A 12619-nucleotide genomic window follows, 5' to 3' on the forward strand; every position below is an offset into this window, starting at 1 on the left:
TAAGTTTACCTCGTCATTAATCGCGTAATCTCACCCAACAGCCTTGTTAGCTCCGGACTGGCTAAATCCCGCTGGCAAGGCGGCAAATCAATTGTGAATTCCCTTCGCACGGAGGTAGGCTTATTTGAATAAACCAACAATTTATGACCTAACAGCAGTCCCTCCGTTAGATCATGGGTCACAAATAAAATGGTATTTTGCTTTACCTCCCACATCCTGGCAACTTCTTGTATCAGGGATAGGCGAAGTGCAGTATCCAGGGACTTAAAGGGTTCATCCATCAGCAGTAATTGATGGGGAAAGGCAAAGGCCCTGCAAAGTGCCAGACGTTGTTTCATACCACCGCTTAAGGTATGCGGGAAGTTATCTTTGTAGGCTGCTAACCCCATTAATTCTAAATAGCGGTTGCTAATCTCCCTGCTCTTAATCGGAGAAACTTTATCTTGAAGCACAAACTGGATGTTACCCTCTACGGTTTCCCAGGGCAATAACCGGGGTTCCTGGAAAACATAGCTCACCTGTAGTCCCCCAAGCCCAGTAATACTACCTCCATCTGCCTGCAGCAAGCCAGCTAGCAGTTGCAGGGTGGTGGTTTTACCAGAACCAGATGGGCCTAAGATACAGGTAATTTGCCCTGGTTCCAGACTGAAAGACAAGTCCTTAAGCACCTGAGTTTCCTGAAATAATTTGTCAACTTCTTTTAATACAATCATTTAGCACCTCCAAGCTGTCAGGTGTTTCTGTAATAAACGCAAACCATAATCTGTTACAAGGCCAAGCAAAACCAACAGAAAAGTCCAGGCAAATACCTCCGATGTTTCTAAATTTATTCTGGACACGGCCATACCCGCACCAATACCCCTCTGGGTACTGAGAAATTCAGCCATTGCCACTGCTTTCCAGGTGGTACCCAGGGCAGCTGACATGCCTGCCAAAAGGTAAGGAAGCACTTGGGGCAGATATACCTTTACGTATATCTGCCGCTGGTTCACTTTAAAAACCTTGGCCATCTCGGTGTACTGTTGGTCAACATTACTAACTCCTTGTACCACATTTATCAGTATCAAGGGCAGTGTGGTAATAACTACCACAAAAACCGGAACCCGTTCGGAGCCAAACCAAATCATGGCCAGAACCAGCCAAGAAATAATCGGAACCACTTGCAAAATTACCACCAGTGGCTGCATTAGGCGACGGGCAACCCGGTTGATACCCATTAATAAGCCCAGGGGTATCCCGATCACAGCAGCAATTAAAAAACCCGTAAGCCCCCTGAAAATAGTACTCTGGGCATGAACCCACAGTTTGCCGCTGAGTCCTAAATGCCATAAAGCTTGCATGGTCTCAAGGGGGGAAGGAACCAGTACCGGGTTATAAAAACTTGCTATCCATTGCCAAGAGATCAATAAAAAGAGGAGGCTAAGTAAGGGTAACCCCTTACTTAGCCAGATAGAATTTTTCATCGGGCAGTTCCCCCCCCACCATATCTGGCGAGAAGCTTAATAATTTAGCCAAATAGTTTTCCACATCCGTCTTAGCATCTTCTGCGATAACAAATTTCAAATTCGTTCGTTCCATTGATTTTACAAAGATTGGTCCCGGTATATTAAAATTTTCCTCCATGAGGGCCGACACTGACGCAGGGTCAGCTACGGTTTGCTCCAAGGCTTCTTGATAGGCCGTTCTTATTTTACTGATGGCAGCTGGATATTCCTTAACAAATTTATTTTGCACCACCATCCCGGTTTGTGGCAGGTTGCTGTTATTTTCTGCTAACTGCCATTCCTTATGAAAATCTAAAATGACTTTGGCAGACTGGTTTTTGTTTAAAACCTGGGTAACCATTGGTTCCGGTAAGACAGCGGTTTTTACCATACCTTGAATCATCATTTGAGCAATTTCCGGCGAATTACCATACTTCAATGTCACATCGGTGGTCTTGATATTATTCTTTTCCATGAGGTAACGGGCGATAATATCCGGACTAGCACCTTGGGCACCCACATAAACTTCTTTGCCCTTTAAATCCTGCCACTGGGAAATACCTTGGTCCGTTGACAGTAAGTAAAGAATGCCCCAGGTAGATACGTTATCTAAGGAAATGTCTATCCCTTTGTTGTAGAGTTTAGCGGCAGTGTTTATCGGCAAAATAGTATAATCCGCTTCCCCTTTAACCACCCTGGCAGTGGCTTCCTCCACTGTTTTATAAGGGATTAATTCAATTTGAACTTTCTCTCCCAAGGGCTTGCCCTCAGCCATTTTTAGCAGAGGCGCAGTGGGTGGTCCCGTTGGTACTTGAATGGTAATTTTCTCAGGCATTTTTTCCTGGGTTGCGGTATTTGAACGACTACCACTACTAACACACCCTGTAAGCAGGCTCAGCACAAAAAGCAGACCCACCAGCAGAACACTTTTTTTCATAATAGAATCACCCTTAATCGAATTTATTTGTAACCTTATATTTATTAAACAATAATATTCTATATCCTGCTTTAAGCTAAGGTAATCGTAGGTATAATTATATATTAACAATTAACTAGCGGAAGGAGAGTATACTAATGAAAATTATAGACCACTTAAATCGATACGTTTCAAATGTTAATAATTTTATAACTTTTTATCGTGATGTCCTTAATTATGAATTGATTGATCAGGGCATAAAAGCAAATGGAAAGAATTATGCGATTCTTAAAGGTGAAGGACATGAATTATTTATTTCTGAAAGGAATGAGTTTTCAATAGAAAGAGAGCAAAACCTTAGACATATCGGTTATTATATTAAAAATGTTGCTGAATTATTAGCTGCTTTGAAATTAAAAGGCTATATTGAAAAGGAACGGGAAATTATCATTAAACCATTTTCAAGGCAATTCTATATAAAGGACCCGGATGGATTTGAGATCGATTTGATTCAATGGACAGATAAACCGGCATTTTATAATTACCTAAAAAATAAAAATAACAACTAGGCAATTTTTTTGCGACAGGGGGAAACCGTCCCCACTGTCGCAAAAGGTTAGGCCCTTTGCCTCATAAATTCTAATACTGCTCGATCGATAAAACCATTTTCGCAGATTCGCTCATCAAAATTCTCTGTTAGATAAAAGGCTTGAAGTGCTTGGTTAAATGGATCGTCTAAACTGCCATTAATTGGTGTTGTATAGCCCCACTTCGTTAATAGTTCTTGTATTTCTGTAACCAGCGGACCTTCAATCGCTAGGATATCCTCAGGCTTTGTCTTATAAAAATACAAACGGTAAAGGCTGTGGATGCGAATTAGTTCTTTGATTGGCTCTGGGTGATCATCCACCCTTAGGTCGATATAACGATCATTGTAGCCGCCATAGCCCCCCTTATCCTTAGCCACATATAAAGCAGCCGATTGTTTGCCTCGGCTATCACCACCGGCCTGTTGGCCCGCATCCAGGGCTGCCAACATTCTGACTGCCAAGTCACCCTCCGCTTGTTCAAATGTACTAGCCATGGCCTGAACAGTCTCTTGACTTACCAGGATATTACCCTGGCAGGCAAAATTTTCGCCGCAGATGCCCCCAGCCCAGGGATAACATTCCGAACCGGTAAAGGAGGCCGACTGGCCGCCAGGTGCCACAATACCCACCTGGCGCAGGTTTCGCCCTTCATCTGCGGCAGTTAATTTGTCAATAACCGCTTGGGGTGAGAGGCCCTGCTCCAAGAGTTTTAATCCCTCACTGCCATAACTGGTATTGGCCCAGGATTGGGTGGCAATGGCACCAACCCCGGCCTTAACCCAGGGTACTACGGAACCAACCGAAAGAAATTTAGATTGTACCGCCACACCTATTTCACCCGTGGCCGGATCATAACCACAAATAGAAAAAGTAGCCACTAATTTTCTGGGAATCCTCATGTTCATCCCCCTATTTAAATTATTGTTTCAATCTCGGATCCAAGGCATCCCGCAGCCCGTCACCAAGCAAATTCAAGGATAAAACAACTAGGAAAATACACACCCCCGGCAACAACGAAACATAAGGGGCTACCCTTAAAAACTTTCGCCCTTCACTAAGCATAACGCCCCATTCGGCAGTGGGCGGTTGGGCACCTAAACCAAGGAAACTTAATCCTGCGGCAGCAATAATCATCCAGCCCACATCCAGCGTAGCTGCCACAATAATCGGTGCCATTGTGTTGGGTAAAATATGCTTAAAAATGATGCGCATATTGCTGGCCCCCAGGGCCTTCTCTGCTTCAATGAATTCCTTGTTGCGCAAAGAAAGCACGGTTCCCCGGACAATTCTTGCATAATAAGGGATGCCAACGATGGAAATGGCCACCATCGCTTGGAGTAAACCTGGCCCCAGGGCTGCAATAATGGAAATAGCCAACAGCACATAGGGAAAGGCCATTAAAACGTCAATGCAGCGCATTAAAATTGTATCAGTCCAGCCTCCATAGTAGCCGGCAAAGAGACCTACCAAAATACCAAAGAAGAGGGCGATAGCCACAGCCACAAAACCAATCATGACAGAAACCCTGGCTCCATAAACTAACCGGGTAAACATATCTCGTCCCACTTCATCGGTGCCTAAAAAATGCCCCTCCGTACCGGGGGGTAAAAGCCTTTGTTCTAATTGTGTCTCATTGGGATCATAATGGGTAATCAGTGGAGCAAAGATGGCACAAAGGATCACCACCAACAAAATAACGCCGCCAATAACGGCAAACTTATCTTTTTTAAAGCGACGCCATAGCTCCGCCAGCTTGCCCCTGCGAATGACTTCTTGTGTTCCCTTTGCTAATTGAATTCCTGTTGAAGACATTTCTCCACCTCCATCCTAATCGTATGAAATGCGCGGGTCAAAGAGGGTATAGAGTACGTCCACTAACAAGTTGACCAGCACATAGGAAGTGGCCACCATCAAAATAATTCCTTGTACCAGTGGAAAATCCCTGGCAATAATGCCGTTGACCATCAGTGTCCCAATACCCGGCCAACTAAAAACCATTTCTACCAACACAGCACCGGCCAACAGATAGCCAATCTGCATACCCACAACGGTAACCACCGGAATAAGAGCATTCTTTAAGGCATGATGCAGGATGGTCTTGCCATTGGATAAACCTTTGGCCCTGGCCGTACGAATATAATCCTGCCGAATAACTTCTAAAATACTGGAGCGAGTCATCCGGGCAATCACCGCCGCCGGTTCAGCCGCCAGGGCAATGGCCGGCAAAACCAGATAAGGCAACATATCTGCAAAGCCAGTCTGACCAGGTGAATGCATACCGGACACCGGCAGCCAACCTAACTTTAAGCCAAACACATATTGCAGCATAATACCTAGCCAAAACACCGGCAGACAAAAGCCCACCAGGGCTGCTATCATGGCTGTCCGGTCAAAAATGGAATACTGTTTTGTGGCTGAGACAATACCCGCCAATAATCCAACGGAGATGGCCAGCAACGCTGCAAATAGGGTCAAAATCATGGTTGCGCCAAAACGTGTCAGTACCAAAGGCAGTACTTCACGTTTTAACTGAATGGAACGACCCCAGTCACCCTGCAGTACATTGCCAATCCAATTAAAATACTGCTTATAAATTGGTTGATCCAAACCCAATTCAGCACGTAGTTTGGCCAAACTTGCGGCCGTGGCTTTGGGTCCCAAAATTACCTGGGCCGGGTCACCCGGGGCAAAATGCATAATACCAAATACCAATACGGTAACCCCAAATAAAACAGGAATTAGATAAAACAGTCGTTTGATTAAATAGGAAGCCACGGATTTACCCCCCTAAAAAGAAAAAGTACCATTGCCAGTTTTCAAGGGAATCTTACTACCTGTAAAGCCCCGTACCGGGCGCTACCCCCTTGGATAACGCCCTAAGTCACCGGGAACTCCTCTCTTTTATTCGATATCAGCCTTTTCAAAGCGGAACATACCAGTGGGATGGAGTTTAAAGCCCTTAACCCTTGGATTCATCGCCACGATTTGGTTCTCGTGGTCCACAACAACCCAGGGGGAATCCTCCATGATCAATTTTTGGGCTTCCTGATACAATGAGGCACGTTCTTCTTGGTTCGCAAGAACACGGGCTTTTCTCAGCAGTTCATCTACTTTTTCATTCTTATAGAAGGCATCGTTAAAGCCAGCCTGGGGCCACTGGTCACCGGAAAGCAAGATATAGAGGAAGTTATCCGGGTCACCATTGTCGCCCATCCAGGACATCTGGTGCATTTGCATTTCACTCTTATCAGCAGGAATAAACACCTTGTCCAGGTAAGTGGTCCACTCTAAGGTTTGAATTTTTACCTTGATCCCTACCTTGGCCAGATCTGACTGGATGGCAGTAGCCATAGCCACAGGTTGCTGCATGCCAGAGCCAGATTCAGGTACCCAATAGGTTACTTCAAAGCCATCGGGGTAACCAGCCTCCGCTAATAACTGCTTAGCCCGCTCGGGATTGTGCTCGTATTGTTTCCCTTCGGTGGTATGACCCCAGACCACTGGCGGCAGTGGGCTTTCGGCTATTACACCGGTGTCTTTCAGGATGTTTTTAACAATGGATTCTTTATTGATGGCATAGTTTACAGCCTGACGAACCTTGACATTGTCAAAGGGTTTTTGCTGACAGTTCATGGCAGTCCACCAGACATGCATACCAGGCTGTTCAATAATCGTGAACTTAGCATCGGTCTTCAGGCGTCCCAAATCATCTGGCAGAATATTAACAATGAAATCAACATTGCCAGCCTCTAACTCGGTCAGTCGAGCCTGATCTTCAATGATGGGTTTGAAGATTACCTTATCAATCTTGGCCTTGTCACCCCAGTACTCGGTGTTCTTTTCTAAGATAACTTCAACACCTGGGTTCCAGCTAACAAACTTGTAGGGGCCTGTCCCCACAGGGTTTTTGGAAAAATCCTTGCCAAACTGCTTAACAGCCTCCGGGCTTACGATGCAAGCCGAATGCATGGCCAGATTGGCTAAGAAGGGAGCAAATTTTTCTTTCAGGGTGATTTTAACGGTTTTTTCATCCACTACATCCACCGACTTAACCATCCCAAAGGTAAAGTCAGCATAGGAGTAAATACCTGTGTCATGGTAAGGATGGTTGGGATCAATCTGACGGTCGATGGAAAACTTAACAGCCTCCGCATTGAAAGGTGTGCCATCATGGAAGGTCACGCCTTCACGCAGGTGGAAGACATACTCCAGACCATCCGGGGAGATATCCCAGGAGGTAGCCAGGCCAGGTTCCACTTCGGTGGACTCATCTTTAAATTCCACCAGAGAGTTGAAGATACTCCGACCGGAACGGGTGGAGTTGTAGTCTTGCATTTGATGCGGGTCTAAGGTTGCGGGCTCCGCCTGCAAACCAACCACGATGGCCTTTTCTTGAGCTGCTTTGGGCTGCTCACTGCCTCCACCGCCACAACCGGTTAGCAGCAGGGCTGATAGGATCAATAGGCTAGCTAACATAAAAAACTTTTTCATTATCAAATACCTCTCTCGTCTCCTATTTCCCACTGGCAATGGTACTTAATTATTGATGATACTTATGACAGGCCACCAGATGTTTTTCGGTCAAGGGCCGTAACACTGGTTGCCGGGTTTTACAAATATCCATACATTCCGGGCATCTGGTATGAAACTTACAGCCGCTAGGCGGATTAGCAGGGCTTGGCACATCCCCGGTTAAAATAATCCGTTCCAGTTTGGCATCCGGGTCCGGCACCGGCACAGCTGAGAGCAGGGCACGGCTATAGGGATGCCTGGCTTGTAGATATAGCTCATCACTGTCGGCAATTTCTACAATTTCCCCCAGATACATGACCCCCACTTGATCACTAACATGTTTAACGACATTTAAGCCATGGGCAATAAAAACATAAGTCAGGCCAAGCCTATCCTGAAGCTCCAACAACAAGTTAAGGACCTGGGATTGAATGGATACATCCAGGGCAGAAACAGGCTCATCACAAACTACCAGTTTGGGGTTTAAAGCAATTGCCCTGGCGATACCGATACGCTGCCGCTGGCCACCGCTAAATTCATGGGGGTAACGGACCCCATGATAATCAGAAAGCCCTACCAACTCCAAAAGTTCCTTTACCCTTTTACGTCGGGAGGGCCCATCACCGATGTTGTGAATCACCAATGGTTCCACTAAGATATCTTCCACTGTTAGCCTGGGATTTAAGGAAGCATAGGGATCCTGAAAAATAATTTGCATATCTCTGCGCAGTTTATTTAACTGATCGGAGCCAAGCTTATAAATATCCTGGCCCTCAAAAAAAACCTCCCCGGCCGTTGGTTCTAGCAAGCGTAACACTAGCCTGCCGGTGGTGGATTTGCCACAGCCGCTTTCACCCACCAAGCCTAGGGTTTCCCCCTTATTAACCTGAAAGGAAACTCCGTCTACGGCCCTGATGTTACCAACGGTTTTGGAAAAAATACCGCTCTTAATCGGGAAGTATTTTTTTACTCCCTTTACTTCCAATAACGGTACAGACAACTCACACCCCCCCTTCCCCTAGCCAACAGGCTACTTTATGTCCATTCTCCATGGTCCTCAAGGCTGGCTCCTGGGCCCTGCATTGATCCTTGGCCTCGGGGCAACGGGGATTAAAGCGACATCCGGTGGGAAATGCCAAGGGGTTGGGTACAGTCCCCTCAATACTAGGCAAGGTACTGCGTCTTTGCCAATACATTCTGGGAATAGAACCCAATAGGCCCTTGGTATAGGGATGCAAAGGATTTTTAAAAATATCCCGAACTTGTCCCTCTTCAACAATTTTTCCGGCATACATTACCAGGACCCGATCCGCCATTTCAGCCACAACCCCCAGGTCATGGGTAATTAGTAAGATGGCTGTATCGGAATCCTCCTGAAGCTTCCTCATTAGATCGAGGATCTGGGCCTGAATGGTCACATCCAGGGCAGTGGTTGGTTCGTCGGCAATGAGTAAGGATGGCCGACAGGCCAAAGCCATTGCGATCATCACCCGCTGCCTCATACCACCGCTCAGTTGATGAGGATAATCCTTGGCCCGTTTTTCGGGGGATGGAATTCCCACCCTCTCTAACATACGAATAGACCTTTCCATCGCTTGCTCCGGATTAAGTCCCCGGTGGAGACGATAGGTTTCAGCAATTTGATCCCCTACCCGATGTACCGGATTGAGCGAGGTCATGGGTTCCTGAAAAATCATCGAAATGCGGTTGCCCCGGATCTCCTGCATTTGTTCTTCGGTCTTGCTAAGAAGATTATCCCCCTCAAAGGAAATGCTGCCTTCCACAATACGACCTGGTGGTGAAGGAATTAGACGTAGGATCGAGGTGGATGTTACACTCTTGCCAGAACCAGACTCACCCACCACCGCTAAGGTTTCTCTGTTATAGATCTGAAAGCTTACGCCATCCACCGCCGGAACCACACCGTCGTCGGTAAAAAAGTATGTTTTTAAATTTTCAACATCTAATAATGGCTGTCTCACTAAACCACCTCAAACGCTCTTTTCTGCTGGTACCACGGTTGTTTTCTTTCAACCTCCCCCGATAAAATGCTCACCAGTTAGCAACTAAGAAAGTATGGCAATTCACAAAACCAGCTGGTACTGTTCACATAAATAATGTACAATTTATGGTCGTTGTATAAATAGTCTGCCAAAAATGCCTTTATGTGGTAGACGTATGTAATTATACCACGGATATAGTCGAAGTTATAGAGGGTGCTCTTCTATATATTGCAAATTATCTGACACCGTTGTGTATATTTTTGCACAGTTACTTAGAAGGCAAAGGTCACACCCAGCCTTTTCATAATCCACCGGGGCATCGTAAATCTAGCCGTCTTTAAGGGGTCAACAACTTGAGATATCTCTGCATTGCCACAGGCACTCATAAGCATACCTGCCTCATTTATGGATAATTCCGTCTCCTCTTGTAAGAGCTGTGCCATATCCTGTGTAGCAATGTTCACTGCCTCATCCAAGGTTCCCGCAGAGGCCAAGGTAGCCACTTGATCCTCTGTGACAACCAGTGGATTGGTTAATTTTTTGCCTGCGGCAATTTCAACGGTTACATCCACTTCGCCTGCTACTTCAACACCCGTTACCATGATTTCCCCATTTCCCATGGCAGCGTGAAGATCACCCATGGCCAACAGGGCACCCTCTACTTGAACAGGTAAGTACAGAGTACTGCCCGACTTAATCAGCGTGGTGTCCATGTTTCCGCCGTGACAATCCGGTGTCCCGCAGCTAATTGGCTGGTCTGCAGGGGCTACACCAATTACACCGATCATCGGATTTAGGGGTATTGCCAGCTCTTTAAACTTGGCCATGCCCTTTTCGATAGGAAGTATTAGCGTTTCGCTCTTTGTTACCAAGTTCCCCAAAACGCCAGCCCCAGGAGCAGCAATCATAATTCCCGGGGACTTTACCCGCATATCGCGAATATGTACCGCAATGACATCACCGGGCTTGATTCCATTAAAATAAACTGGACCAGTGGCAGGATTCACTCTAGAAAAATCAAGATTCTCCAGAGTATCTGCCTCACTTTTTACCTGTCCCCCAAAACAATCCAGTGTTTCAAAGGTAAGCCGGGCTGGTAATGCCACCCTCGCTACGGGTGAATTACCCTTGTCCATACTGTAAAGACTGTGATCACTAGAAATCTTCATGCCAGCACTCCTTAAATTTTTTCTTTTCCTCATACCCTTAATACCAGTAGAAAAAATGCCAAGGTCAAGAACTTGACAATACTTTAACAAAATATTTCTTGCATTAGAAGCCCCTTTTACTTATACTGTATAAGTATTTCCTAAAAAGGCCCTGTGTCCCCAAACAATCATAAATATCATCATGAGGTGGGAAAAAAATGAGAAATCGCACGGTAATGCGTGTTAATGTAAACTGGTCAGCGGCAATGGAGTCGCTGCAAAATAAGGAGAAAATCAGCGGTATTAAGGTATTAACCTTTAGCCATGCTGGCTTATCCTTTCGGTGTGACAGGGAAATTAAAGTGGGCGAAAGCTTTATGATTGATTTGCCCTTTGCTTCAGTGCCGATTAGTGTTGTAAGGCGGTTGGATGACCGTTATGGGTCATTATTTCTAAACATCTCCCGGGAAGAGATCGAGTTAATCAAAGAAAATTTATATAAAGACGATGGTCGCTCTGTTTTAATGGAAGCTATTTCACAGTTCTAGGAGATGCCAAACCTTAGTAAAATTCACTTCGTGGTGCAAAAAATAAACTTAGCCCCTGGGTAACCCCAGGGGCCTTTTACTTCAACTCTTAATTATTCATTTCATCCCTCTACGCCCCAATAGTTTTAGCCCACCAATCGTAAAGAAATATTTAATGGGTATGAATTTTTTAAGCAGGGCCGCTGAGACACCCTTAATGCGGAATTTTTTACTTTCCCCCAACCCTCTTCCCCTCCCCACAGTAATGCAAAGAAGGATTAAACCAGGCTGATGTTCTTTAAGAGGTTGCCCTGTAATATCAGCATAGATGTTTTGGGCAACCTGCCGGCCTTCTTGAATAGCCGCCTGGGCTGTGGGCAAAACAGGGATGCCGGTTTCGGGGTCCTTTACCAGAGCACTATCTCCCACTGCATAGATATAAGGATCGTCGATATATTGTAAGTAAGGGTTAACTAAAATTCGACCCCTCCCATCTGTCTTAATCCCAGACTTAGCCAGAATCGAGTTGCCCCTAATGCCACCCGCCCATATCAATAAGGAATATTTTATCTCTGGGCTAGATTTTAAATAAATTTTCTCCGGTGTTACTTCACTTATCAAGTCATTAATGATGACTTTTACACCCAGGTCTTCTAAGGTTTGTTTCGCGTAGGCTGCAATTTCTTCGGACATCCCAGGGAGCAACTGATTGGCAGCCTCAATAATGGTAATTTTATATTGATCCGCAGAAAGATTATATTTTTCCCATTTCTCTTCCAGGTAGGAAGCCAGTTCTCCGGTAAACTCTACTCCGGTGAGTCCACCCCCGCCAACCACAAAATGCAGCGGTGCTTCATTTCTTTCTTCACTTTTCTTTACTAATAAATTATCAATACGGTCATTGATAACCTGGGCATCATTGATATTATTTAGACTTATACTATTTTCCTTTAAACCTTTAATACCAAAGTATTCGGGCATACTACCGAGGGCAATGACCAAATAATGAAAGGAAATTTCCTTGGTACTGTTAATGACAACAATTCTTTTATGTAAGTCTATTTCGGAAACAGTACCTTTCACTAAGGACATCCCTTCAACGATCTCATTTAAAGGTATAATCACTTCGTTATAATCCCTGGTTCCAACTGCAGGTTCATAAAGTTGTGTCCGTAAGGTATGGTAATCTTGTTTATTAACTAAAACAATCTGATATTTATCTTGATTTAATAATCGTTTATTTAATTCCTGGGCAACCCGAATTCCCCCGTACCCGGCACCTAGCACAACTATGTTGCGTTTTGTCATAATAACTCCCTCTAGTTTTTTCTCATGTTCTGGATTTTACCCTTTAATAATAATGCTAAATTACCCTTTGGTCAAAAAAATTATTGTTAAATTTTAAAAAATTATTAAGTTTTTTGCTCAAAATCAAAAAG

Annotated in this window: 13 protein-coding genes; 2 read left to right on the forward strand and 11 right to left on the reverse strand. The window is 45.0% G+C overall.

The window, feature by feature from the left end:
* Positions 1-5: 5 nt before the first annotated feature.
* Genes AC1U9Z_RS05525 through AC1U9Z_RS05535 form a run of 3 tightly spaced genes read right to left on the reverse strand, consistent with a single transcriptional unit; the run spans position 6 to position 2421 of the window.
* Positions 6-713, reverse strand: coding sequence for an ABC transporter ATP-binding protein (locus AC1U9Z_RS05525; RefSeq protein ID WP_479956176.1), 708 nt, complete (start codon positions 711-713; stop codon positions 6-8).
* The gene (locus AC1U9Z_RS05530) at positions 714-1463 is read right to left on the reverse strand and encodes an ABC transporter permease (protein ID WP_479956178.1); all 750 of its coding nucleotides are present in this window, start codon (positions 1461-1463) and stop codon (positions 714-716) included.
* Positions 1438-2421 (reverse strand): ABC transporter substrate-binding protein, encoded by a 984-nt coding sequence (locus tag AC1U9Z_RS05535; RefSeq protein WP_479956180.1) that lies wholly within the window; start codon positions 2419-2421, stop codon positions 1438-1440. The genes AC1U9Z_RS05530 and AC1U9Z_RS05535 overlap by 26 nt, the downstream gene beginning before the upstream one ends.
* A 137-nt stretch (positions 2422-2558) precedes the next feature.
* Here AC1U9Z_RS05535 and AC1U9Z_RS05540 point away from each other — a divergent pair, with 137 nt between their 5' ends.
* Positions 2559-2969, forward strand: a complete 411-nt coding sequence (locus AC1U9Z_RS05540) for a VOC family protein (protein ID WP_479956182.1) — start codon at positions 2559-2561, stop codon at positions 2967-2969.
* Positions 2970-3016: 47 nt separating this feature from the next.
* Here the strand turns inward: AC1U9Z_RS05540 and AC1U9Z_RS05545 are convergent, their stop codons facing one another.
* The 7 genes from AC1U9Z_RS05545 to AC1U9Z_RS05575 form a co-directional block, all read right to left on the reverse strand.
* Positions 3017-3889 (reverse strand): DUF1028 domain-containing protein, encoded by an 873-nt coding sequence (locus AC1U9Z_RS05545; RefSeq protein ID WP_479956184.1) that lies wholly within the window; start codon positions 3887-3889, stop codon positions 3017-3019.
* A gap of 19 nt (positions 3890-3908) precedes the next feature.
* A complete protein-coding gene (gene nikC / locus AC1U9Z_RS05550) occupies positions 3909-4802 on the reverse strand; it encodes a nickel transporter permease (protein ID WP_479956186.1) in 894 nt (297 codons plus the stop codon).
* Positions 4803-4817: 15 nt separating this feature from the next.
* Entirely contained in the window at positions 4818-5765 is a 948-nt protein-coding gene (locus AC1U9Z_RS05555) for an ABC transporter permease (RefSeq protein ID WP_333529219.1), read from the reverse strand.
* A 126-nt stretch (positions 5766-5891) separates the two neighbouring features.
* On the reverse strand, positions 5892-7481 hold the full coding sequence (locus AC1U9Z_RS05560) for an ABC transporter substrate-binding protein (RefSeq protein ID WP_479956188.1): 1590 nt from the start codon (positions 7479-7481) through the stop codon (positions 5892-5894).
* Positions 7482-7530: 49 nt separating this feature from the next.
* On the reverse strand, positions 7531-8502 hold the full coding sequence (locus AC1U9Z_RS05565; protein WP_479956190.1) for an ABC transporter ATP-binding protein: 972 nt from the start codon (positions 8500-8502) through the stop codon (positions 7531-7533).
* 1 nt (position 8503) lies between these two features.
* The gene (locus AC1U9Z_RS05570) at positions 8504-9484 is read right to left on the reverse strand and encodes an ABC transporter ATP-binding protein (RefSeq protein ID WP_479956192.1); all 981 of its coding nucleotides are present in this window, start codon (positions 9482-9484) and stop codon (positions 8504-8506) included.
* Positions 9485-9777: 293 nt separating this feature from the next.
* On the reverse strand, positions 9778-10674 hold the full coding sequence (locus AC1U9Z_RS05575; RefSeq protein WP_479956194.1) for an acetamidase/formamidase family protein: 897 nt from the start codon (positions 10672-10674) through the stop codon (positions 9778-9780).
* Between the two features lie 197 nt (positions 10675-10871).
* Here AC1U9Z_RS05575 and AC1U9Z_RS05580 point away from each other — a divergent pair, with 197 nt between their 5' ends.
* On the forward strand, positions 10872-11201 hold the full coding sequence (locus AC1U9Z_RS05580; protein WP_333529214.1) for a PilZ domain-containing protein: 330 nt from the start codon (positions 10872-10874) through the stop codon (positions 11199-11201).
* A gap of 96 nt (positions 11202-11297) precedes the next feature.
* Here the strand turns inward: AC1U9Z_RS05580 and AC1U9Z_RS05585 are convergent, their stop codons facing one another.
* Positions 11298-12488, reverse strand: coding sequence for an NAD(P)/FAD-dependent oxidoreductase (locus AC1U9Z_RS05585; protein ID WP_333529213.1), 1191 nt, complete (start codon positions 12486-12488; stop codon positions 11298-11300).
* Between the last annotated feature and the right edge of the window lie 131 nt (positions 12489-12619).

The organism is Desulfotomaculum sp., assembly GCF_982386235.1.

Excerpts from the sequence above, each read along its gene's own strand:
- AC1U9Z_RS05585 (WP_333529213.1), bottom strand. The coding sequence starts at position 12,488 with ATGACAAAACGCAACATAGTTGTGCTAGGTGCCGGGTACGGGGGAATT.
- AC1U9Z_RS05525 (WP_479956176.1), bottom strand. The coding sequence starts at position 713 with ATGATTGTATTAAAAGAAGTTGACAAATTATTTCAGGAAACTCAGGTG.
- AC1U9Z_RS05575 (WP_479956194.1), bottom strand. The coding sequence starts at position 10,674 with ATGAAGATTTCTAGTGATCACAGTCTTTACAGTATGGACAAGGGTAAT.
- AC1U9Z_RS05545 (WP_479956184.1), bottom strand. The coding sequence starts at position 3,889 with ATGAGGATTCCCAGAAAATTAGTGGCTACTTTTTCTATTTGTGGTTAT.
- AC1U9Z_RS05540 (WP_479956182.1), top strand. The coding sequence starts at position 2,559 with ATGAAAATTATAGACCACTTAAATCGATACGTTTCAAATGTTAATAAT.
- nikC (WP_479956186.1), bottom strand. The coding sequence starts at position 4,802 with ATGTCTTCAACAGGAATTCAATTAGCAAAGGGAACACAAGAAGTCATT.
- AC1U9Z_RS05580 (WP_333529214.1), top strand. The coding sequence starts at position 10,872 with ATGAGAAATCGCACGGTAATGCGTGTTAATGTAAACTGGTCAGCGGCA.
- AC1U9Z_RS05560 (WP_479956188.1), bottom strand. The coding sequence starts at position 7,481 with ATGAAAAAGTTTTTTATGTTAGCTAGCCTATTGATCCTATCAGCCCTG.
- AC1U9Z_RS05530 (WP_479956178.1), bottom strand. The coding sequence starts at position 1,463 with ATGAAAAATTCTATCTGGCTAAGTAAGGGGTTACCCTTACTTAGCCTC.
- AC1U9Z_RS05535 (WP_479956180.1), bottom strand. The coding sequence starts at position 2,421 with ATGAAAAAAAGTGTTCTGCTGGTGGGTCTGCTTTTTGTGCTGAGCCTG.